Origin of the sequence: Tropicimonas sp. (genome assembly GCF_047971885.1) — a bacterium.
Taxonomy (GTDB): domain Bacteria; phylum Pseudomonadota; class Alphaproteobacteria; order Rhodobacterales; family Rhodobacteraceae; genus Tropicimonas.
The window spans coordinates 1-22,862 of sequence record NZ_JBKEAE010000037.1 but is presented as its reverse complement, the minus strand read 5'-3'; the positions used below and the strand labels follow the sequence as shown (position 1 = coordinate 22,862).

Here is a 22,862-nt window from a genome sequence, read left to right as displayed (position 1 = left end):
GCTCTCCGTGTTCAGGCATTGGCGACCGCCCCGGTCATGTCGCGGGTGATGACGCCGCGCAGCGCGCGCCCTTCGATATCGAAATAGTGAACCGCTCCGGACAGCCCCAGTTCGAGCCGATCGCCGACCCGGGTGGCCGAACCGTGTTCGAAGCGGGCGACAAGCTCCTGCCCCCAGGGGGTGCGGAAATGCACGAAATCGGCATCGCCCAGCCGCTCGACCACCGTGACCGCGCCGACCACCTGCCCGTTCCCTTCGGCGACGGGGCGCAGGCTGTCGGCGCGCACGCCCAGCGTGACAGTCCGTTCCGATCCCGGACCGCTGATGTCGACGGCATGGCCATCGGGCGTGACACCATCGCTCAGCGCGATGAAATTCATTTTCGGGCTGCCGATGAAACCGGCGACGAAGATATTGTCCGGCCGGTCGTAAAGCTCCATCGGCGGGCCAACCTGCTCGACCATGCCATCGCGCAGCACGACGATCTTGTCGGCCAGCGTCATCGCCTCGACCTGATCGTGCGTGACATAGATCATCGTCGAGCCTTCCAGCGTATGGTGCAGCTTGGCGATCTCCAGCCGCGTCGCCACCCGCAACTCGGCATCCAGGTTCGACAGCGGCTCGTCGAACAGGAAGACCTCTGGATCGCGGACGATGGCGCGGCCGATGGCGACGCGCTGGCGCTGACCGCCCGATAATTGCCGGGGCTTGCGGTCGAGCAGTTTCTCGATCTGGAGGATGCGCGCCGCCTTGACGACCTTCTCCTTCACCACAGCCTTGTCGACACCGTTCATCAGCAGGCCGAACCCCATGTTCCGCTCGACCGTCATGTGGGGATAGAGCGCATAGGTCTGGAACACCATCGCCGTACCACGCTGCGAGGCATCGACATCGTTCACCCGGCGCCCGCCGATGGCGATCTCGCCCGCAGTGATCTCTTCCAGCCCGGCGATCAGCCGCAGCAGGGTGGATTTGCCGCAACCCGACGGGCCGACGAATACGCAGAACTCGCCCTCGTCGATCTCGATATCGACACCGCGGATGACATTAATCAGGCCAAAGCTCTTGGTGACATCGGTCAGTTTCACACCAGACATGCGCCCACTCCGGTCTCAGCCCTTCACCGCACCGGCAAGGCCGTCGATGAAGTACCGTTGCAAGAAAAGGAAAAGCAGGATGATCGGCACGATGGCAACCGTCGAGGCGGCGGTCATACCGCCCCAGTCGACAAAATGCTCTCCCTTGAACGAATAGATGCCAACCGAAAGCGTGCGCATTTCGGGGTTGGCCAGCGTGATGACAAGCGGCAGCAGAAAATCGTTCCATGCCTGAAGCGACTGCATCACCACTACCGTGACGACGATGGGCCTGGCCAGCGGCAGCATCACGAACCAGAAGGTTCTGACCGGACCGACCCCGTCCATCCGGCTGGCCTCGTCCAGCTCCTTTGGAATCTGCGCGAAATAGCCGGCGAAAAGCAGCGTGAACACGACGATGGAATGGCCGCAGGTGGCAAACATCAACCCCCAGAGCGACTGGCCAAGCCCGAGGGTCGTCAGCAGTTCGAACACCGGGATGATCGTATATCCCTGCGGGATGAACAGGGTAAAGACCATCAGCCCCATCAGGAACCACTTTCCCGGCAGCGGCCGGCGGCCCAGCACATAGCCCATCAGCGCCGCCGAGCAGGTTGTCAGCACAACCGAGCCGACGGTCACGAACAGCGTGTTGAAGAAGTAGCGCTGGATGTTCGCCTCGGTCCAGGCGCGCGTGTAGTTTTCGAGCGTCGGATTGTCGGGGATCAGGCCGGTGTTCATGAACAATTCGCTGTTCGGCTTGAACGAGGCGGCGATCATCCATACCAGCGGATAGACCCAGACCGCGCATATCGCCGCCAGAACCACCGATGTCAGGAACCGCCTGCGCCGGGGGGTGAGAAAGCTGTCGCGCCGGACGGGCGGGGAAAGCGCTGCGTCTGACATCTCAACCCTCCTTGCGGCGGACGCGGCGCACCGCGATGGCCTGCAATACCGTCAGCCCCATGATGACCAGACCGAAGAGAACACCGGCGGCCGATGCGTAGCCCAGCCGCGGAAACTGGCCCGAAGCGGGGGCAAAGGCGGTGCGGAAGATATAGACCTCCATCACCTCGGACGAGAAATACGGCCCTCCCCCGGTCGTCGCCTGGATCAGCGGAAAGACGTTGAGCGCGGAAATCGCCGAGATGAGCCCGATGACAACGGCAAAGGGCGCGACAATGGGCAGAACCATGTAGATCAGCACCTGCCAGGGCTTCACCCCGTCCAGCCTTGCCGCCTCGTACAACTCGTCCGGCACGGTCTGAAGCGCCGCCAGCCAGTAGACCAGCGTGATCCCCGTCCATTTCCAGACGAAGATCGCGGCGAGCGTCCACAGGACAAGCTGCGGCGAGCCGAGAAAATCTATCGCCCGCGCAATGATATGGCCGTCCAGAAGGAATCCGTTGATCGGCCCGTTGAACGGGCTCAGCATCAGCACCCAGACAATGCCGATGACGGCCACGGGCGAAACCACCGGCAGGAAGATCATCGCGCGGAACAACGTCGACAGTTTGAGCAGCTTGTTGTTGAGCACGATTGCCAGCACAAGGCTCAGCAGCATCTGGAACGGCACCGTGGCCAGCATGAACAGGAACGACCGCCCGAGCGCGGAATAGAAGAACTCGTCGCGCAGCAGTTCGCGGTAATTGGCAAGCCCGACATATTCGGAATTGGCGCCGAAGCCGGTCCAGTTGAGGGTCGAGTAATAGAACGAGGCGATCAGCGGCCAGAAGATGAAGGCACCGAAGATCAGCAGACCGGGAACCAGAAACAGATAATCGGTACGCGACGCCCACATGCGATCCCGCAGCGGCGGAGCGCTCCGGGCCTTGGCGGCATTCGCCAGATCAATGCGCGTGGACATCGGCCCCGCCCTCCTCGGTGGTCCGCGCGGGTCTGTACGCCGCATCCCGGACCGGAAAACGCGCGGCCGCCGCCCGGCGGCCACGCCTCGATCGCACCGGCCTCAGAGCTTTGCGTAATCGGCGGGGCCGAAATCGGCCGCCGGTGTCCACACGCCCTGGAACGCGAAATCGTCGCGGCTGACATTGGCGCCGCCGGCCCTGGCCTTGGCAATCGCATCGTCGAGCGCCTTGTTGCGGGCATCGGCGACCTTGCCGAGCGTGCCCCGCACATCGCTGAGTTGCCCGGCGAACAGCCCCTGCACCGCCTGCGCCAGATTCGGCGTCGGGTCGACATAGGCGGCGGCAACCGCTGCCAGATCGGGATTGCGCACAAAGGGGTTGGGCGCGATGCGCACGTATTTCCCGGCCATCTCCAGCATCGCCACCGCGCGCGCGCTCAGATCGACCAGCTTGACCGTTTCGGGGAAGATCGCCGGATCGGCGCAACTGGCAACGTTGGCATAGGCCACCTGCCCGTCAAGCGAGCCGAGCCAGTGGAAGAAATCGCCGACATAGGCCGCGTTTCTGGCCGCCGCGTTGAGCCACATCATGTTGCCGGTGTTGGGAAGCTGCAGTACCCAGACGCTGTTGCCCAGCCCGCTTTCATCGGGCGCCGGGCCCGGCGACACGCCGAAATCGAAATGGGGCGCGTTGGCCTCCCAGATGGGAATGTTCCACGGGCCCTGAACGATCATGCCGGCGGCACCCTGGGTGATGAACTCGCGCGCCTGCGGCGCGTTGATGGTCAGCACGCCGGGAAATACCGACCCGTCGTCGCGCAGCGCCAGCAGCAGTTCGACCCCGGCGACGTATTCGTCGCCGCCATAGACGAATTCTCCGGTCATCATGTCCATGCCTTCGAGCAGGCCGTTCGAGCCGACCGTCGCCCCGCCGCGCTGCGCCAGCATGGTGGCGGTGTTGCCCCAGCGGCCAAGCTGGTTGCCACCGATGATGAAGCCAAAGGCGCGGCCGCCGGCGTTTTCGGTGATCTTCCTCGCCGCATCGCGCATTTCGTCGAAGGTCAGCGCCCGGTCGGCGCCGATGTGGCCGTATCCGGCCTCGTCCATCATCTTGCGGTCGAACAGCAGCGCGTTGTTGAACCGGCGCTCGGACGAGAACGGGAAACCATAGGTCTTGCCGCCGAACACGTTGATGCCCTCGACAAAGGCGCCGTCGGGGAACGCCTGCCTCCAGGTTTCAAAATCGGGGATGTGCTCCTCGATCGGCTGGATCCAGCCCTCGGCCAGCGCCACCGACGGCTCCATCCCGTTGGGCAGGCAGAAGGTATCGGGCGCCGAGCCGTTGCGGATGCCGAGCGGCAGCACGGTGGCGATCTCGTTCCACGGCAAACCGTCGTAGACCACATCGACACCGCGCGCCTGCCCGTATTCCGCCAGCGCCCGTTTCAGGAAAACCCCCTTGGTGTCGCCGCTGTCGAGCCAGCGCACCGGCCCGTCGGCGGGTGGCAGTTCCCCGGATGCGGCGCCGAACGCCAGCGACTGCGCCAGCGACGGTGCCGCGAACATGCCGGCACCAAGCGCCACACCGGACCTGAGAAACGAACGGCGGGACCAGCCCTTGCCGAAATCTTGCATGGTATTTCCTCCCGTTGCGTCACCCTGCCCGTCGAATCATCCGGGCCGGTGCCGTCGGGGCGAGGATAAGGGGTTCACCCACAAAGGAACAATACCATTATTTTCTAAGGCGATAAGCCGGGCAGTTACAGCGACCGGCCGCACCCCGCACAAGGCAGGGCGGCTTGTGCATCAGGTGCCCCCGCTGCACCGGTCAGGGGGCGATCATGTCCTCATAGCGCGCGTCGGTCAGCGTTTTCAGGAAGGCGACCAGCGCGTCGACCCGTTGATCGTCGAGCGCCGGGCCGGTTTCCAGCTCTTTCATCGACAGCGTTCCGTCCACTTCGGGCGGCCCCCACGCGGCGCCGGTTTCCGGGTTGATCTGCCGGGCCTCGTTGCGCGAATTGTACTTGTCGTAAAACAGGATCACCGTCCGCAGGTCGCTGAACACGCCGTTGTGCATATAGGGACCGGTGACGGCCACGTTGCGCAATGTGGGCACCTTGAACCTGCCCGCTTCGGCCGGGTCGCTCACCGCCGGGTTCATCAGCAGTCCGGTATCGACAAAATCCGCCGCGACCCCGTTTATCGCCCGCAGGGCGGCATTCTCGGGCACGCCGATATTGTGGTATTCGTAATTGCTGAAGGTCTCCTGCGGGTCGATCTGGCTGCGCCCCAACTGGTGGCAGAGATTGCAGTTGGTGAACTGCTCGGAAAAGAACAGTACCCGGCCCAGTTCCTCCTGATCGGTCAGCTTTGCCTCTCCGCGCAGATAGCGGTCGTATTTCGAATCGAACGGCGCGAACTCTTCCGTCCGCTCGAAGGAGGCAAGACTCCCGGTCATCGCGGCATAGGCGCGTTCGGTATCGTCGAACAGGTCGTCACCGAACAGCGCCTGCATCGAGGCCACATAATCGGGGTTCTCCCGCAGCCGGGCGACGACGCTCGCCTTGTCGGGCATGCCCATCTCGATGGGATTGAGCGGCGGCCCGCCGGCCTGCCCGGTCAGATCGGCCTCGCGCCCGTCGAGGAATTGCCCACCCTTCCATCTGGCGGCCTGCTCGTCGTAGTGAAAGCCGGGCGAGTACATGGCATAGCTCGCCGTCGGCGCATTGCGGTCGCCGAGGCTTTCCCCGTCATCGCCAAGCGAGACCGCCCCGGCCACCCCTTCGCCCCGGGCATCGGCGAACCCGGTCGCGGGGTCGTGGCAGGTCGCGCAGGCCTGTGTGCGGTTCATCGAAAGGGCGGTATCGAAAAAGAACGCCGCGCCCAGTTCCTCGGGCGTGCCAAAGGCGGGATCGGCCGCATTGCCGCTTGCTGCGGCGAGAATCGCCAGCGGGACGAAAGCCAGCGCCATTCCGCGCGATACAGGTGCCAACATCAGGGTTCCTCTGCACGATTGCCGAATTCGAACCACTGATACGTTTCCGGAACGCGGGAGAAAACACGCTGCGCGGTTCTTTCCGACTATTTGGGTCGGACATCTGGCCGCAGGTCAGCTTCCCCAGATCTTGCGAACGTAGGTCTTGGTTTCGCTGTAGGGCGGCACGCCGCCGTATTTGTCGACCGCCCCCGGACCGGCATTGTACGCCGCCAGCGCCAACCGCCAGTTGCCGTACCGGTCGTACATCATCCGCAGGTAGCGCGCCCCGCCATCGAGGTTTTCCTTCGGATCGTGCGGATTGACCCGCAGCTTGGCGGCGGTTTCGGGCATCAGTTGCGCCAGCCCGATCGCTCCCTTGTGCGACCGCGCCCCGGCATACCAGCCGCTTTCCTGCTGCACGAGGCGCAGGAACAGGTCTTCGGGCACACCATGCTTGCGGGCGGCTGCCTTGGCGACAGGCAGGTATTCGCCCTTGTAGCGGCCGCGATAGTTGGGCACCGAGGCCAGCGAAACCGCCTCGCGCGCCGAACCGGGCTGAAGCCTTGCCGAAAACTCGTATTGCTTGGATGCCCGGTCGTCGAGCAGGCGCGTCTGCTTCGCGAACAGCTTGACGCGCGCCTTCGACGACACAGTCGTTTCCGCATTCACCGGCGAATTGGCTACCACCACCAAGACGGCCGCGACCATCGCTGCTCCGACAAGCCTCAGCATCCGTCCAGACTGTCCCTTTTGTTTCGTTGGCGCGCAGTATAGGAAGATTCCCAGGGCGCGCCAGTGCACGGAAGCCTCAGTTTGAAAATTAGGCGGTTTTTAACCATTCGGACATCGTGTGACGATGCCACTGGCAGGGGAAACCGATGCAGGATCGCAACAGGATATAGGAGCAGTACATGGCCGGATCGGTGAACAAGGTGATCCTCATCGGCAATCTGGGGCGCGACCCGGAGGTCAGGACCTTTCAGAACGGCGGCAAGGTGTGCAATCTCCGCATCGCCACCTCCGAGAACTGGAAAGACCGCAACACCGGCGAACGCCGCGAACGGACCGAATGGCATTCGGTTGCGATATTCTCCGAGCCGCTTGCCCGCATCGCCGAACAATACCTGCGCAAGGGCTCCAAGGTCTATATCGAAGGCCAGCTCGAGACGCGCAAATGGCAGGATCAGTCCGGCCAGGACCGATACACCACCGAGATCGTGCTGCGCCCCTACCGCAGCGAACTGACGCTTCTCGACAGCCGCGGCGAAGGCGGAGCCAGCGGCGGCGGCGGCGGATATGACGACCGCGGCGGCTATGGCGGCGGCGGATACGACAGCGGCGCGCCATCGGGCGGCCGCTCCGACATCGACGACGAAATTCCGTTCTAGAGCCACCTTCGAGAGGTGGTTCGGGGAAATTGAACAGGTATCGGGCGTTTATTAAGTGGATACATCGAGCCATCTGCCGCCGGGTTCTATGCGTCCCTTTCCAGGATCCATTCGACCTCCGGCGCGGGGACGAAGCGCCAGTTGCGGCGCGGGCCGGCCATGACGTTCAGGTAGTAGAGATCGAACCCGTAGGGCGCGCCGCAGGGATGATGACCGCGCGGAACCAGCACCACATCGCCATCCTTTACCGCCATGATCTCGTCCAGCGTGCCGTCGTCGGTATAGACGCGCTGGACCGCCCAGCCGTCGGCGGGTTTCAGGCGATGATAGTAGGTTTCCTCGAGATAGGTGATGCGGGGAAAATCGTCCTCGTCATGGCGGTGACTGGGATAGGAAGACCAGTGCCCGGCCGGCGTGAAGACCTCGGTCACCAGCAGGTTGTCGGCATAATCCTCGGCCTCCATGGCGATGTTGTTGATGTGGCGGGTGTTGGTGCCCCTGCCCCGCGTCGTCAGGGCGATGCCGTCGGGTCCGATGCGCCGCGCCGCATGCCCGCCGGTCCCCGGGGCGGAGCAGACGGCGATGGTGCAATCGGTCTCGGCAACCGCCTGCCACTCCTGCCCGCCCGGGACATAGAGACAATGCGGCGGCGTCCGTTCGAAAACGTCCATCCGCTCGCCCAGCACGCCCCAGTCCTGCCCGGCGGCCCGGAATGCCGCCTTGCCCTCGACCATGACCAGGATCACCTCGCGATCGCCGGTCGCCTCGGCGGCGCTGTCGCCGGCGCGCAGCCGGTAGAGCGAGAAACCGACATGGCGCCACCCCGCATCCTGCGGCGTGATCTGGTGCACCTTGCCATGGGTTCCGAAGGGTTTTCGCAGAAGGGCGCTCATTGCTTTTCCTCGTCGTTTTCGGGTTCGTCCGGCTTTTCGGGATCGAAGGCGATAAAGAACTGATGCGCGGCGAACAGGCCGATCCCACCGAACACCACACCCCAGAAGGGCGCGCCCGAGATGAATTCGACTGCCCCCCAGCCGAGGCACAGGACGACGATCGTCACCCGGATCCACAGGGGGCGGTAGAACTCCTGTTGCAGGTCGAGCAGTGGCCGCCTCATGCGGCAACGGCCGTGTCGAGCCCGGCTTCGCGTGCCATGTCGCGCAATGCGTTGAAGCCCATGCGCTGATAATGGAGCGGATTGCGCACGGCGCTGTCCTGCTCGGCCTCGATCACCAGCCAGCCCTGATAGCCGTGTTCGGCGGCGATTCGCAGCACTGGCGGAAAGTCCACGCAGCCCTCGGGATCGCCGGGAACGGTGAAGACCCCGCGCCGGACACCTTCGAGGAAGCTCAGGTTCTGTTCGCGTACTTCTTGCATGATCCCGGGGCGGATGTTCTTGGCGTGGATATGGGTAACCCTGCCCATGTACCTGCGCGCCACCTCGGCCGGATCGGCGCCACCGAAATACGCATGCCCGGTGTCCAGCAGCAGCCGCGTGCAGGGGCCGGCCATTTCCATGAACCGGTCGATATCGGCGGCGCTTTCGATGATGGTGCCCATGTGATGGTGATAGCCCATCCTGACGCCCTGATCCTGCGCGAAGCGCGAAAGCTCCTCGTAGCCGGTCGAGAAACGGTGCCACTGCGCATCGGTCATGATCGCGCGGTCGTTTACCGGCACATTGTCGTTGCCGTGCACGGTGTTGGAGCATTCGCAGGCGTTGATGTGATCGCCGCCCGCCGCCCTGGTCATGTCGATGAACTTTTGCAGGGCGGCCTTTTCCGTGTCGATATCGTTCACCAGAAGGTTGGTCGAATGCCAGCCGGCGGCAAAGCGCAGGCCGTATTCGCCCAGGCAGGCCTTCAGTTCGGCGCCGTCGTCGGGCATCAGATGCCCCTTTTCGATACCGTCGAAGCCGATCTCGCGGCAATCCGACAGGCAATCGTCCAGCGTCAGATGGGCGCCGATGCTGAAATCGTCGTCATTGGTCCATGCGATCGGGTTGGTGCCGTAAAGGATCATCACCTGCTCCTCAGTTGACAAGGCTCTGCCGCGCGACATCCCGCAGGTACTGCGCGTAGGCGTGTTTCAGTTTTTCCGTATCGCCGACCTCGGGTACCGCAACGTCCCAGAAGTGACCGGCGCCTTCCAGCCCGTCGCCCGGACCCGGTTCGGCGGTGGTGTCGATGACAATCACGGTGGGAATGTCGCGGCCGCGTGCCGCCGCGACCAGCGCCTCGAGGTCGTCGATCCCCTGCGCCTTGACCGCATGAGCGCCCATCGCGCCGGCATGGGCAACAAAATCTATCTGCGGCTGGGTTTCGATGTTGCAATCCTTGTACATGTTGTTGAACTGCTCGCCGCCGCAGCCCTGCTGCAACCGATTGATGCAGCCATAGCCCCGGTTGTCGGTCAGCACCACGGTGAAGGGGATGCGTCGCATGACGGCGGTCGCAAGCTCGCTGTTGGCCATCATGTAACTGCCGTCACCGACGAAGCAGATCACCTCGCGCTCGGGCAGGGCCAGCTTCAGCCCCATCGCGCCGGCAACCTCGTATCCCATGCAGCTGTAGCCGTATTCCAGGTGGTATCCGCCCCGCGACGGCTGCCACAGAAGCTTCAGGGCGCCGGGCATGGTGCCGGCGGCGCACATGGCCACCGCCGCCTCGGTCGACGCCCGCTGAACCGCGCCGATCACCTGCGCGTCGGTGGGCAGCGCGTTGGTATCGCCCGGCGCGGCACAATGCGCATCGACAGCTTCCAGCCACGCGGTGCGTACCGCCGGATCGGCGGCCCCGGCGCGGTGGCTTTCCAGCACCGTAGTCAGCCGTTCGAGCGCGACCCTGGCATCCGAGACCAGCCCCGCCGCGCCATGCTTGGCCGCATCGTAGGGCTGCACGTTGATGCTGACGAGCGTTGCCTGCGGGAACAGGGTGCGCGAGCCGGTGGTGAAATCCTGCAGGCGCGTTCCGACCCCGATGATCAGATCGGCACCGGCCGCAACCCGGTTCGCCGCCGCCGACCCGTCAACCCCGCTGGCGCCGTAGTTCATTCCGTGCGCCTGCGGCAGCGCCGACTTGCCGGCCTGGGTCTCGATCACCGGGATGTTGTGGCGGGTGGCAAAATCGCCCAACGCGTCTTCGGCACCCGAATAAATCACCCCGCCGCCGGCGACGATGACCGGCGATCTTGCGTCGCGGATCAGTTGGGCCACCTCGGCCAGTTCCGCCGCGTCGGGTTCGGGGCGGCGGATGCGCCAGACGCGCGGCGCGAAGAACTCTTCCGGCCAGTCATGGGCCTCGGCCTGGACATCCTGACAGAAGGCGATGCAGGCGGGCCCGCAATCCGCCGGATCGGTCATGACGCGCAGCGCGCGTGGCAGCGCCGTCAACAGGTGTTCGGGTCGCATGATGCGATCGAAATAGCGCACCACCGGACGGAAGCAATCGTTGGCGCTGACCGTGCCGTCGTCGAAATCCTCGACCTGCTGCAACACCGGATCCGGCCGGCGGTTGGCGAACACGTCACCGGCGATGAACAGCACCGGCAGCCGGTTGACATGGGCCAGCGCAGCCGCAGTCACCATGTTGGTCGATCCCGGCCCGATCGAGGCGGTCACCGCCTGCGCCCGCCGCCGCGCCCTGCCCTTGGCATAGGCGACGGCGGCATGGGCCATGGTCTGCTCGTTCTGCCCCCGCCATGTGGGCAGGGCCTCGCCGATGCCGTGCAGCGCCTCGCCCAGCCCGGCCACGTTGCCGTGGCCGAAGATCGCCCAGACGCCCTCGATGAAGCGTTCGCCATCTTCGGTCATCTGCACCGAAAGCCAGCGCACCATGGCCTGTGCGGCCGTCAACCGTATCGTTTTCATTGCGCCCCCCCGGCGGTTTGCCGCGCCTCGTCCCAGATCTCGCAAAGCCGCGCATAGCGCGCCGCCATCTGCGCCACGGCTTCGCCATCGGCGATATCGCCCCTGAACCAGCCGCGCGCCACATCGCCGAAGATGGTACGCCCGACCGCGAACCCCTTGACCAGATCGAAACCGGCCGCCGTCGCGAAGCTCGCGGCAAGCTCGCCCTCGGGCGCGTCGAGCCCCAGCACGACGATGCCGCGCGTGTGGCGGTCGTTATCCTCGATGGCGGCGATGGCGCTTTCCCACGCCGCCCTGTCGCTCATCGGTTCCAGCTTCCACCAGTCGGGATAGATGCCGGCATCGTAGAACTGCCGGATCAGCGTTGCCGTCGCCATGGTGTTCATCGGCCCGACCTTGGACGGGATGATCTCGAGCAGGAATTCCAGCGAGTTGCGCCGCGCCGCCTGAAACAGCCGCCTGACCGTGGCCACCTGCCGCGCGCGCATCGTTTCGTCATCGGTGGGATGACAGAAGCAGAGCACCTTTACCACGTCCTCGCGCGCCCACTGGACCAGCCCGCCGCAATCGAGGCCAAGCTCGGGCTCGAGTTCGAGCGGGCGCGATCCCGGCCATTCGCAGGGTCGCCCGATCCACAGGCCGGTCCCCGATGCGGCGTAGAGCGCGTTGCGGCCGATGCGGCTGTCGCACAGGATGCCGTAGCCCGGCCGTCCGTCGGCGACCCGAAGCGCCGCACGCAGGCAGAGCTCCTTGAAGGCGCCGCCCCTGGCCAGCGTGTAGCCCTCCATTTCTTCCAGTTGCATCCGGTGGTCGAAGGCAAAGACCCGCATCGTCGACCAGTCGCCACCGCTGCGGCTGTGCCGCGTGGTCGACCAGTGGATCTGTTCCAGTTCCGCATCGTTGCGCAGATCCGGGCGCAGGATGCCACGGTCGAGAAAGAACTCAAGCTCGGTCAGGCTGGGATAGGACGGCGTGCAGCCGTGCCGGCTGACCGCAAACGCACCGCAGGCGTTGGCGTATTTCAGCGCGGTGGGCCAGTCCTCATCGTCCAGCCAGCCTTTCAGCAGGCCGGAGAAGAACCCGTCGCCCGCTCCGAGCACGTTGAACACCTCGATCGGGAAACCCGGGCCGCTTTCGCCCTCGTCGAGCGAGTCCGGGATCGCCCCGGTAAAGGCCGTCGCACCCTTTGCGCCGCGCTTGCAGACCAGCGTCGCACCGCTGACCCTGCGCACCGCGCGCAGCGCCGCCAGCGTATCGGTGCTGCCGCCGGCGATATGGAACTCCTCTTCGGTACCGACGATCAAATCGAAGAAATGCAAGGTCGATTGCAGCTTTTCGGTGACCTTGGCGCTTTCGACAAAGCGGCTCTCGCCCTCGCCGTGGCCGGCCACGCCCCAGAGGTTCGGGCGATAGTCGATATCCAGCGCCGTGCGCGCGCCGTGCTTGCGCGCCAGTTCGAGCGCCTTCAGCACCGCCGCTTCGGTCTGCCGGTGGCTCAGGTGGGTGCCCGTCGCCAGCACCGCACGCGATTCGGCGATCAGGCTCTCGTCGATGTCATCCTCGCTCAGCGCCATGTCGGCGCAATTCTCGCGATAGAAGATCAGCGGAAACTGATCCTCGTCGCGAATTCCCAGCAGAACCAGCGCCGTCAGGCGCGCGGGGTCGGTTGCGACACCGCGCACATCGACATGCTCGCGCACAAGCTGCTCGCGGATGAACCGGCCCATATGCTCGTCGCCGACGCGCGTTATCACCGCCGATTTCAGCCCCAGCCGCGCCGCGCCGCAGGCGATATTCGTCGGACTTCCGCCGATATATTTGGAAAACGACCCCATATCCTCGAGCCGGCCGCCGATCTGGTCGCCATAGAGGTCGACCGACGAACGGCCAATCGTGATTACATCAAGTGTCTTCATCCCCAATCCCCTGTCGTTCGGGCGGACGCCCTGGCGCCCGCCCGGATGTTCAAACCTGTGCCCTTACAAAGTCCATGCTGCCCTTCAGCGCGGCCTCGGGGTCGGCAAGGTTGTGGACCTCCTCGGCGAAGGGCTCGAACGAGAACGCCCCGTCGTATCCGGCGGTGCGCAGCGCCCTGACCTGCGGGATGTTCTCCAGACGGTCGCCGGCATCGACCAGCACCCGATGCGCATCGAGCATGTCATCGACCGCGACATCGGGATCGACCACGCCCGAAATATGCACCAGACCGGTCCATTCGGGAAAGAGCTCGGTCTCGCCGGCCAGATGATGGTGGAAGGTGTCGTGCATCAGCTTGTAGACACCCTCGCCACCGGCTGCCCGGATCGCCTCGATCGCCAATGATTTGGTGCGCATCGACGAGACGGGAAAGCCCAGCGGTTCGACCAGCCCGGTCAGGCCGCGTTCCTCGAGGATCGGCTTCATGTTGGTGAGCGCCTCGACCAGATCGTCGAAATCCACCTGATTGCCGTCATTCAGCGGGCACATGACCAGCGCCTTCGCACCCGCCGCCTGCGCGTAATCGGCCATGGCGACCGCACGTTCGGGCAGGTCGCCCGACCAGACGTTGAACGGGTAGAGCGCGTTGATCAACAGGATGGTGATGCCCTGGCGTTCGGCTTCGGCGCGCACATCGGCCGGATCCATCGTGCCCACCACATCGGGGATGTCGTTGCGAATCTCGACCTCGGTCACACCGAGCCGCCGGACCATGGCGAAGAAGTCGGTAAGCGATTGCCCGGGCGCGGAAATATGGTTGATGGCAAAACGCATCGTACACACCTCAGTCATAGAGCGCCGGACGATCCGGCAGCGAAATCGGAACGATCTGGCCGGATTTCTCCTGCGCCTCGACGCAGGCGTCCGACGAGATGGCCGCAACGTAACCGTCCCAGCTGCCCGGGCCGGAGGCAGTGCCCCGGGCGGCCGCCTCGACAAAATCCTTCAGTTCCACATCGTAGCTGTCGACGAATCGATCCTTCCAGTCGGTCAGGATGGCGTTTTGCAGATGTGCGTCCCGGCGCATGACAATCGCCAGCGGCTCGGGCAGATAGGCCACGCCCTCTTCTCCGACCACCTGGCACTGGATGTCGTACCCGTACCGGCAGTTGACGAAGATCTCGACATCGATACGGACGCCCTTGCGCGTTTCCAGCAGCACGACCTGCGGATCGGCGACCCGGGCATGCGCGTGTTTCGACCTGCGCGGGAACACCACCTGCGCCGAGACGTAATCGTCGTCGAGCAGCCAGCGGAACACGTCGATTTCGTGGATGAGCGTGTCGTGAATGGCCATCGGGGTGATGTACTGCTCGGGCACCGTCGGGTTGCGGTGCGCGGCGTGGATCATCAGCGGTGCACCGATTGCGTTGTCGACCGCTTCTTTCAGCATCCGGTAGCCGGCATCGTACCGGCGCATGAAGCCCACCTGGACAAGGCGCGCACCATGCGCCACCTCGGCATCGACGATGCGTTTCGCGCCGGCGGCGGTCGTTGCCAGCGGCTTTTCGCAGAAGCACGGCTTACCGGCGGCAATGGCGGCCAAAACGTATTCCTCGTGCGTATCACCCCACGAGGTAACGAGAACCGCCCCGACCTCGGGCGCCGCAATCAGTTCCTGCCCGGTGGCATGGACTGTGGCGGCGGGCGCAAGATCCGCCTGAACGGCGCGGGCGCTGTCCGCATTCACATCGCTCAGCGCGACGACCTCGGCGCCGGCCAGCACCTGCTGGATGCGCCGCGTATGGTCCCGGCCGATCATGCCGGTCCCGATGACGCCAATCTTGACAGTCATTGTCTGTTCCTCAGTTGAAGTATTTGTCGACGTAGCGTTTGCTCTCGGCCAGCATGAAACGGGCGCTGTCCTCGGCCCGGTCTTCCCAGCCGAATACGCAGTTCGACAGCACACCGTCGAACTTCATCTCGGCCAGCGTGGCGAAGAAGATATCCCAGTCGATCTCGCCCTCGCCGAAATCCATGTGCTGATGCACGCGGACCTGCGCACCGGGCGGGTTCACGATATAGCGCAGTTGCGACGATTTGTTGTGATCGTAGGTATCGGCCAGCCGAACATGGACCAGATATCCTTGTGTCGCACGCAGATTTGCCACCATGTCCGGACCATAGAAGAAGGTATGCGGCGCGATAAACGACGCTCTGACCGCCTTGGAGTTGATCGTCTTGATGATCTCCATGGCCGGGACGATTTCCTCAAGCCAGTCCTCTGGATGGGCCTCAAGCGACAGGGTCAGGCCTTCGCGCTCCAGAATTGGGACCAGAATATCCATTGCGCGGAAGAACTGCGCTTCGCAGGTTTCGGGACGGTGCAGGCCCGAGCGGTCGTTCAGGCTGCGATCAGGCGATCCGCCCCGGCCGAATTCGGAGACGAACATCGGGCAATCCATCTCGACCGCGATCTCGATGGCGCGTTTCCAGTTCTCGATCGCCACTTCCCATTCATCGGGATAGGGGCTGGCCCAGCGATACATGGGTTGCAGCGTGGCAAGGCCAACGCCGTGATCCTTGAGCGCCTTCTTGAAACCGGCAACCCGTTCGGGATAGACCTTGGGCCGGGTCCACCACGACAGAAAGTCGGGGCGCGGCGACAGTTCGATATAGTCGTAGCCAAGCTCGGCCACCTTGCGGCAGGTGTCCTCAAGCGACAGATGGCGGATCATGTGCGGATCGAGCGTGTACTTCATCGGTCATTCCTTTCATCAGGCAAACCCACTCCGTTCGATGCGCTGCACCGTGAAGGCCGGCTTTGAACGGGAGCGTGCCGGGCGCCGCACGCCCGGTTCCGACACGGTTACTTGTAGTTCTGCATGTTCTCTTGCGTGACGGGTTCGAACGGCACCCATATGTTGCCCTCGGCCTCGGCGCCGCCGGCCATCGAAAGGGCGGTTTGCAGCGCAACCTCGCCCTGACGGGTGGCGTTCTGGAAAACCGTGATGTCGAGATCGCCGGCCTCCATCGCAGCCAGCCCGTCGGGTGTGGCATCGATGCCGGCGACGATCACCTTATCCATCGGTACACCGGCCGATCTCAGTGCCTGTATCGCGCCGATCGCCATTTCATCGTTGTTCGAGATGATGGCGTCGAACTCGATGCCCGATGTCAGCCAGTTGGTGGTCAGATCCGCGCCCTGGGTGCGGTTCCAGTTGCCGACCTGCCGGTCGACGATCTCCATTCCGGTGCAGGGCTCGGCGGCGATCACCTCCTCGATATCCCTGGTCCGGATCATCGACGCCTCGTTTTCCAGCGGCCCCATCAGCACCAGAACCTTGCCCTGCCCGCCCAGCATGTCACAGACCGCGCGGGTCTGCATCGTACCGGAATCGACCTCGTTCGAACCGACGAAGCTGGAACCCGCCGGCATGTTCTCGTGTTCCAGGGGCGGGTGGTTGACATAGACGATGGGAATGCCCGCATCGACGGCAAGCTGCGTCATCGGCGGGGTCGCCGCGCCGTCGACCGGGTTCACCACAATGGCGTCGACCCCGTTGGCAACCATGTTCTGCACCTGGTTGAGCTGTCTGGCCACGTCGAGCTGCGCATCCTCGACCACAAGGATCAGATCGTCGTGCTTTTCGCCCTCGGCCCGGATGCCGTTCAGCAGGATGGTCAGGAACGGGTTGTCGAAGCTGGTCATCGACACGCCGACGCGCGTTTCGGCCTGCACCGCCTGCCCGGCAAGCACCAGCGCTGCGGCGCAGGCGGTCAGTTTCAGTCTGGTCTTCATCGCAACGAACCTCATGCGATCTGGTTGAAATTTCCGCGGCGGCGGGAGGGGCCGCCGCGGAGCCCATCAGGATTTCTTCACCTTCTTCTGCTGACGGTAGGTATCGGCGACAACGGCGGCGACGATGATCACGCCCTTGATCATCTCCTGATAGTAGGCGTCGAGCCTGAGGAAGGTGAAGCCCGAGATGATGACGCCGAAGATGATCATGCCGATCGAGGTACCGATGATGGAGCCCCGCCCGCCGGTCAGCGAGGTGCCGCCGATCACCGCCATGGCGATGGCGTCAAGCTCGTACATCATTCCCATGCCGGCCTGGGCGGTCTGGCCGCGCGCGGCGACAACGATCCCGGCCAGCGCGGCCAGAAGCGACGCGACGGTGTAGATCTTGACCAGATGACGTTCGACATTGATGCCCGAGACGCGGGCCGCCTGCTGGTTGGCACCGATGGCATAGGTGAACTTGCCGTAGCGGGTGTATTTCATCAGGATATGGAAGATGATCGCCACGATCAGGAAGATCACCACCGGCATCATCCCCGAGCCGAGAAAGGCGAAGCCCTTGGTCGGGAAGCTGATCGGCTGGCCCTTGGTATACCATTTGGCAAAGCCGCGCGCCGTCACCATCATGCCCAGCGTCGCAATGAAGGGCGGTATTTTGGTATAGGCGATCAGCGAGCCGTTGATCGCCCCCGCTATCGCCCCGCACACTAGCCCGATCAGCACCGGAACGATCACCGGAAGATCGGTCAGCGACGGATAGACCGCGCGCGCGTATTCGGACGACTGGGCAAAGCTCATCGACACCATGGCGACCGCGCCGACGATGGACCCGGACGACAGGTCGATACCACCCGAGATGATGACCTGCGTCACCCCCACCGCGATGATCCCGATCACCGAGACCTGAAGGATCATGATCTTCAGGCGGCTGAAGTTGCCCAGAAACGACTGGCCCTGGAATATCCAGCCGAGGATTTCGAAGACCAGTGCGATACCGATCAGCACCAGCAGGATGTTCACCTCGGGCGACAGCTTGCGATGCGCCTTCGGGATGGCCGTTTCGACATTGGTACCTTGTGCAGTCATAGTCGTATACCTCCCAAACTACTTGGCCGCGAGCTGCATTACCCGCACCTGATCGGCCTCCTCCCGATCGAGAAAACCACTTACATGCCCCTCGTGCATGACCATGATCCTGTCCGACATGCCCAGCACCTCGGGCAGTTCGGACGAGATCATCAGCACCGCGACCCCCTGCCCCGCAAGCTGGGTGATCAGCCGGTGGATTTCGGATTTCGCGCCCACGTCGATGCCGCGCGTCGGCTCGTCGAGGATCAGGATGCCCGGCTTGGTCATCAGCCAGCGCGCGATCAGCACTTTCTGCTGGTTGCCGCCCGACAGGTTGCCGACCGTCTCCTCCAGATTCGGGGTCTTGATCCGCAGCTTTTCGGTGTAGTCCTTGGCCAGCCGGTCGATCTCGTTCTGCTCGACGAAGCCGTGATTGTCGGCCTCGCCGCTGGACAGAAGCGCAACCTGCATGTTGGCGATACAATCGAGGATCAGGAACAGGCCGCTTTCCTTGCGATCCTCGGTCAGAAACGCCATGCCGTGCTGCATCGCAACGATGGGCGAGGTTATCTGGACGGGTTTGCCGCCGACGAGTATCTCTCCCGATTCCGCCGGATGCACGCCGAAGATCGCCTCGGCCACGTTCGAACGGCCGGACCCGACCAGACCGGCCACGCCCAGAATCTCGCCCTGCCGCAGGTCGAAGCTGACATCCTCGAAAACGCCCGGCAGCGACAGGTTGCGCACCTCCAGTACCTTCTCGCCGATCGGGCATTCGACCTTCGGAAACATGTCGGTGATCTCGCGGCCGACCATCATCTTGATCACGTCGTCGCGCGTCACCTCGCTCGCGGCGACGGTGGCGATGTACTTGCCGTCGCGAAACACCGTCAGTTCGTCGGCGATCTCGAACAACTCGTTCATCTTGTGGGTGATATAGACGATGCCGACACCGCTGGTCCTGAGATCGCGGATGATCCTGAACAGGTGCTCGACCTCGGCTTCGGTGATCGCCGAGGTCGGCTCGTCCATGATCAGCACGTCGGAGCGGAACGATACCGCCTTGGCGATCTCGACCATCTGCTTCTGCGCAACGGTCAGGTCGCCGACCATCCCGGTCGGATCGAGCCGGATGTTTAGATCGTCGAAAAGAACCTGCGTCATCAGTCGCATCTCGCCGTGGTCGATCAGACCCATGGCGTTGCGCGGCTCGCGGCCGATCCAGATGTTCTCGGCCACCGTCATGGTGTTCATCAGGTTCAGTTCCTGATGGATCATGGCGATGCCGGAGTTCAGCGCGTCGATCGGGGTACGGATGTCGAGCTTGCGCCCGGCAAAGCGGACCTCGCCCCGGTCGGGGTTGTACACCCCGGCGATGATCTTCATCAAAGTCGACTTGCCGGCCCCGTTCTCGCCCATCAGCGCATGAACCGAACCGGGCCGTATCCGCAGTTGAACGTCGTCCAGCGCCACAACGCCGGGAAATTCCTTGCGCACGTGGTCGACCTCGAGGATGTACTCGCCCTCGTAGACCCCGCGCGCGTCTGCGCCTTGACCGTCTAGCATTGTCCTTCCTCCTCAAAGCCAGGAAATGCCCGGGATGCTGCGACCCCGGGCACGAGGATGCTCAGTTGCTTTGCAGGTAGTCGGCCACGTTGGCGGGGGTGACGAGTTCGAAGGGCACAAAGACCTGCTTCTCGCTCGGCTCGCCGCGTGCCAGTTTCAGCGCGGTGTCGATGGCGCCATGGCCCTGTCCGGCCGCGTTCTGGAACACCGTCACGTCCAGATCGCCCGCCTGCATCGCGGCCAGTGCGTCCGCCGTTGCATCGACGCCGCCGACGATGATGTCATCCATCGAAAGACCCGAGGTCTTCATCGCCTGGACGGCACCGATCGCCATCTCGTCGTTGTTCGAGATGACGGCATCGAAGGTTACGCCGGCCGAAAGCCAGTTGGTCATCAGGTCGGCACCCAGCGTCCGCATCCACATCGCCGTCTGTTCCTCGACGATCTCGATGAAACTGCATTCGTCGGTCGCGACCACGTCATAAACGTCCTGTGTCCGCATGCGCGCCGCCTGGTTCGACAATTCGCCCATCAGGATGACGGCCTTCGCGCCATCGCCCTTGCCCTTTTCCTTCAGCAGGCGGCAGACTTCCTGGGTTTCCAGCGTGCCGGATTCCCGCTCGTCAGAGGCGACGAATGCCTGATTGTCGGGAAGGCTGTCCATGTTCACCGGCATGCGGTTGACATAGACCAGCGGAATACCGGCATCCGCCGCCGCGGTGCTCATGGCGATGGTCGCGTCGGTATCGACCGGGTTGACGACGATCGCATCGACGCCGAGCGCGACGAAGTTCTGGATCTGGTTGAGCTGTTTGCCAACGTCGTTCTGCGCGTCCTCGATCTGGACGGTAACGCCGTCCAGGGTGGCGGCATAGTCGATCATCCCGTTGCGCAGAACGGTCAGGAAGTTGTCGTCAAACAGCGCCATGGTGACACCGATATTCTCGGCGCTGGCACTTCCCGCGACCCCCACAACAAGTGCGGTCGTCATCAGAAATCGCTTCATGAAGTTCTCCTCCTCTTGCGGCGTCCGGCGCGCCAACAACTTGCCGGAACCCTCCGCCGGATAGCCATCACGGGCCGCCGGCAGCGGTGAAACTCGCTTTCGTCATCTGCTGTGCAGAACCGCGGCCCCTCCTACAGCGGTGTTGTCAGACGATCCCCGATATAATTCCTCAGGTCAATCAGAACCCACAGGATATTGCATCATTCATGATGCAATCGTTGTGGCATCTGATGTATTCACATCATGAACTCGCTTTCCGGCGTCCAGATTTCGGGGGCGAAGAACCGCTGCCCCGGCGTGTCCGCCATGCCCCTTTCCGATGTCGCGATCATCTGTGCGACAAGATCGCCCGCGATCTGCCTGACCGGCGTGCCGAACACGACGCTGACCGTTCCGTCCTGCAACCCGAGTTGCGATTCGGGCGTCAGCTCGTTGACGATCAGCACCAGCGGCGGCGCCGCGCGCGCCTCGCGCACCGCCTCGATCGCGCCTTCCATGCCGCCGCCGGCGACGTAGAGACCAACCAGATCCGGGTTCCGCTCAAGCAGGTTCTTCATCGCCTCATAGGTCAGCGCCCTGGTTTCCAGATTGATCTGCGTGTCGAGCAGCTGAAACTCCGGCGCCTCGTCGCGGAAATAGCTGCGAAAGCCGGTCTCGCGCAACTGGTGCCCGTGATATCGCGACCCGCCGATAAACAGACCGACCTTTCCCGGACCCCGCGCCAGCCGGGCGATGAACCAGCCGGCAATGCGCCCGACCTTCAGATTGTTGGTGCCGAAGTAGCTTTCGCGCACACCCTGGGCAAAATCCGACAACAGCGAATAGACAGGGATCCCCCGGCCGCGCAGTTCCTGAACCGCCTGCGTCACCAGATGGTGATCGAGCCCGGTCGCCGCAACCGCATCGACCCGCCCCTTCATCGACAGCAGAAGCTCCGCCAGTTCAGCCGGCTCGGCGGTTTCGGCGAAGCGGGCGCTCACCTGAACCCGCCGCAGACTGCTGGCCCGCGCCTGTGCCTCGAAAACGTGCAGGACATCCTGATAAAAGGCGTGGCGCGGCTTTTGCAGCACCAGCCCCAGCCGGAATTCGGGCTTGTCCGCCAGCAGCCGGTAGCGGATCGCGTTCGCGCCGTGATAGCCGATTTCCTCAGCGGCTTCGTGAACACGTCGCACTGTTTCCTCCCGAACATTCTGGCGCCCGTTCAGGACGCGGTCCACGGTTGCGGTGCTGACACCGGCGGCTTTGGCGAGGTCGGAAATCGTTGGTCGGCTCATGTCGCGTTCACATCAGAAAATGATGCAAACTATCATCCGGCCTCCGGCGAATTGCAACCTCTGCCGTTCATTCGTAATCGACCCACACACCTCCCCGGTCGGCAGAACGGACGCAGTTCTCGACCCAGCGCACTCCTTCGACCCCGGCCTCGATACCCGGGAAGCGCAGACCTGCCACGCGCTCGGGCGCGCCATCGTCATAGGCTTCGATGGCCAGCGCAAAACGGTAATACAGGTTGGCCCATGCCTCGAAGATCCCTTCGGGATGGCCGCCGCTGATACGGTCGTCGGCCAGGCTCTCGGGGTGCAGGTAGCCCATGCCGCGATCCAGCAGGCGCGGCGGCTCGCCCTGAATTTCCAGGCTCAACTGGTTCGGATGTTCGTCCCACCATTCGACCGACGCCTTCGAGCCGACGATCCGCACCTTCTGGCTGTGCATCGCCCCGGCATTCACCGCCGAGGTCCAGAGCGTGCCGAACGCCCCCCCCTCGTATTCCATCAGCGTGACGGCATTATCCTCCAGCGGCGCGCGCGAGGCGATGAAGCTCTGCCGTGCGCACATCAGCCGCCGGATACGCAATTGCGGGCAGATGACCTCGGACAGATAGAGCGGGTGCGTGGCCAGATCGCCCAGCACATAGGACGGGCCGGCGAATTTCGGATCGACCCGCCAGCGAATCGCGGGATTGGCCTCTTCCACCGCCTCGTTGTGAAAACCCTGGGCGAATTGCAGGTTGACCAGACGAATATCGCCCAGCGTGCCGTCGGCCACCAGCCGCGCGGCTTCCTCGATCGTCTGGTAGCCCGAGTAGCCATAGGTTACCCCGACCACCAGCCCCCGCGCGGCGGCAATGCGCTTCAGTTCTTCCGCCTCGGCCGTCGTGAAGGTCAGCGGCTTTTCGCAGATCACGTGGATGCCGGTTTCGAGGGCGGCTTTCGAAATCTCGTAATGGGTATTGTTGGGCGTTGCGATGGAAACGGCCCGGATACCGTCGTCGCGCGCCGATTCGGCGGCGAACATCGCCCGGTAATCGGCATAGCAGCGCTCCG

General features: G+C 63.9%; 21 protein-coding genes. 1 reads left to right on the top strand and 20 read right to left on the bottom strand.

Annotated elements, in window-relative coordinates; all coding sequences use genetic code 11:
• Nucleotides 1-11: 11 nt before the first annotated feature.
• The 6 genes from ACK5IR_RS04440 to ACK5IR_RS04415 form a co-directional block, all read right to left on the bottom strand.
• Nucleotides 12-1,097 (bottom strand): ABC transporter ATP-binding protein, encoded by a 1,086-nt coding sequence (locus ACK5IR_RS04440; RefSeq protein ID WP_416926326.1) that lies wholly within the window; start codon nucleotides 1,095-1,097, stop codon nucleotides 12-14.
• Nucleotides 1,098-1,112: 15 nt separating this feature from the next.
• A complete protein-coding gene (locus ACK5IR_RS04435) occupies nucleotides 1,113-1,982 on the bottom strand; it encodes a carbohydrate ABC transporter permease (protein WP_416926324.1) in 870 nt (289 codons plus the stop codon).
• A 1-nt stretch (nucleotide 1,983) separates the two neighbouring features.
• On the bottom strand, nucleotides 1,984-2,943 hold the full coding sequence (locus ACK5IR_RS04430) for a carbohydrate ABC transporter permease (protein WP_416926322.1): 960 nt from the start codon (nucleotides 2,941-2,943) through the stop codon (nucleotides 1,984-1,986).
• Between the two features lie 102 nt (nucleotides 2,944-3,045).
• Nucleotides 3,046-4,578: an ABC transporter substrate-binding protein gene (locus tag ACK5IR_RS04425; protein ID WP_416926320.1), complete on the bottom strand. Its 1,533-nt coding sequence runs from the start codon at nucleotides 4,576-4,578 to the stop codon at nucleotides 3,046-3,048.
• Nucleotides 4,579-4,771: 193 nt separating this feature from the next.
• Nucleotides 4,772-5,938 (bottom strand): cytochrome-c peroxidase, encoded by a 1,167-nt coding sequence (locus ACK5IR_RS04420; RefSeq protein WP_416926318.1) that lies wholly within the window; start codon nucleotides 5,936-5,938, stop codon nucleotides 4,772-4,774.
• A 114-nt stretch (nucleotides 5,939-6,052) separates the two neighbouring features.
• Nucleotides 6,053-6,628: a lytic transglycosylase domain-containing protein gene (locus ACK5IR_RS04415; RefSeq protein WP_416926316.1), complete on the bottom strand. Its 576-nt coding sequence runs from the start codon at nucleotides 6,626-6,628 to the stop codon at nucleotides 6,053-6,055.
• Between the two features lie 203 nt (nucleotides 6,629-6,831).
• On the opposite strand from ACK5IR_RS04415, the gene ssb reads away from it, so the two are divergent.
• Complete coding sequence (ssb, locus tag ACK5IR_RS04410) at nucleotides 6,832-7,308, top strand: single-stranded DNA-binding protein (protein WP_416926314.1); 477 nt, start codon at nucleotides 6,832-6,834, stop codon at nucleotides 7,306-7,308.
• Between the two features lie 86 nt (nucleotides 7,309-7,394).
• Here the strand turns inward: ssb and iolB are convergent, their stop codons facing one another.
• The 14 genes from iolB to ACK5IR_RS04340 form a co-directional block, all read right to left on the bottom strand.
• Nucleotides 7,395-8,201: a 5-deoxy-glucuronate isomerase gene (gene iolB / locus ACK5IR_RS04405; RefSeq protein ID WP_416926312.1), complete on the bottom strand. Its 807-nt coding sequence runs from the start codon at nucleotides 8,199-8,201 to the stop codon at nucleotides 7,395-7,397.
• Nucleotides 8,198-8,425 carry a DUF3329 domain-containing protein gene (locus ACK5IR_RS04400; protein WP_416926310.1) on the bottom strand — a complete coding sequence of 76 codons (228 nt, stop codon included), beginning with the start codon at nucleotides 8,423-8,425 and terminating at the stop codon, nucleotides 8,198-8,200. Before ACK5IR_RS04400 ends, iolB begins: the two co-directional genes overlap by 4 nt.
• Nucleotides 8,422-9,330, bottom strand: a complete 909-nt coding sequence (gene iolE, locus ACK5IR_RS04395; protein WP_416926308.1) for a myo-inosose-2 dehydratase — start codon at nucleotides 9,328-9,330, stop codon at nucleotides 8,422-8,424. Before iolE ends, ACK5IR_RS04400 begins: the two co-directional genes overlap by 4 nt.
• A gap of 10 nt (nucleotides 9,331-9,340) precedes the next feature.
• On the bottom strand, nucleotides 9,341-11,176 hold the full coding sequence (gene iolD, locus ACK5IR_RS04390; protein ID WP_416926306.1) for a 3D-(3,5/4)-trihydroxycyclohexane-1,2-dione acylhydrolase (decyclizing): 1,836 nt from the start codon (nucleotides 11,174-11,176) through the stop codon (nucleotides 9,341-9,343).
• On the bottom strand, nucleotides 11,173-13,092 hold the full coding sequence (locus ACK5IR_RS04385) for a bifunctional 5-dehydro-2-deoxygluconokinase/5-dehydro-2-deoxyphosphogluconate aldolase (protein WP_416926304.1): 1,920 nt from the start codon (nucleotides 13,090-13,092) through the stop codon (nucleotides 11,173-11,175). Before ACK5IR_RS04385 ends, iolD begins: the two co-directional genes overlap by 4 nt.
• Before the next feature lie 49 nt (nucleotides 13,093-13,141).
• Nucleotides 13,142-13,927, bottom strand: coding sequence for a TIM barrel protein (locus ACK5IR_RS04380; protein ID WP_416926302.1), 786 nt, complete (start codon nucleotides 13,925-13,927; stop codon nucleotides 13,142-13,144).
• A gap of 10 nt (nucleotides 13,928-13,937) precedes the next feature.
• Nucleotides 13,938-14,948, bottom strand: coding sequence for a Gfo/Idh/MocA family protein (locus ACK5IR_RS04375; RefSeq protein ID WP_416926300.1), 1,011 nt, complete (start codon nucleotides 14,946-14,948; stop codon nucleotides 13,938-13,940).
• 10 nt (nucleotides 14,949-14,958) lie between these two features.
• Nucleotides 14,959-15,855 carry a sugar phosphate isomerase/epimerase family protein gene (locus tag ACK5IR_RS04370; protein ID WP_416926298.1) on the bottom strand — a complete coding sequence of 299 codons (897 nt, stop codon included), beginning with the start codon at nucleotides 15,853-15,855 and terminating at the stop codon, nucleotides 14,959-14,961.
• A gap of 107 nt (nucleotides 15,856-15,962) precedes the next feature.
• A complete protein-coding gene (locus ACK5IR_RS04365; RefSeq protein WP_416926296.1) occupies nucleotides 15,963-16,895 on the bottom strand; it encodes a sugar ABC transporter substrate-binding protein in 933 nt (310 codons plus the stop codon).
• Nucleotides 16,896-16,961: 66 nt separating this feature from the next.
• Nucleotides 16,962-17,984 (bottom strand): ABC transporter permease, encoded by a 1,023-nt coding sequence (locus tag ACK5IR_RS04360; protein ID WP_416926294.1) that lies wholly within the window; start codon nucleotides 17,982-17,984, stop codon nucleotides 16,962-16,964.
• 18 nt (nucleotides 17,985-18,002) lie between these two features.
• Nucleotides 18,003-19,532 (bottom strand): sugar ABC transporter ATP-binding protein, encoded by a 1,530-nt coding sequence (locus tag ACK5IR_RS04355; protein ID WP_416926292.1) that lies wholly within the window; start codon nucleotides 19,530-19,532, stop codon nucleotides 18,003-18,005.
• A gap of 61 nt (nucleotides 19,533-19,593) precedes the next feature.
• Nucleotides 19,594-20,538 (bottom strand): sugar ABC transporter substrate-binding protein, encoded by a 945-nt coding sequence (locus ACK5IR_RS04350; protein ID WP_416926290.1) that lies wholly within the window; start codon nucleotides 20,536-20,538, stop codon nucleotides 19,594-19,596.
• Between the two features lie 236 nt (nucleotides 20,539-20,774).
• On the bottom strand, nucleotides 20,775-21,812 hold the full coding sequence (locus ACK5IR_RS04345; RefSeq protein ID WP_416926288.1) for a LacI family DNA-binding transcriptional regulator: 1,038 nt from the start codon (nucleotides 21,810-21,812) through the stop codon (nucleotides 20,775-20,777).
• A 67-nt stretch (nucleotides 21,813-21,879) separates the two neighbouring features.
• Nucleotides 21,880-22,862, bottom strand: a 983-nt coding sequence (locus tag ACK5IR_RS04340) for a Gfo/Idh/MocA family protein (protein ID WP_416926286.1), incomplete at its 5' end; no start/stop codon positions are given.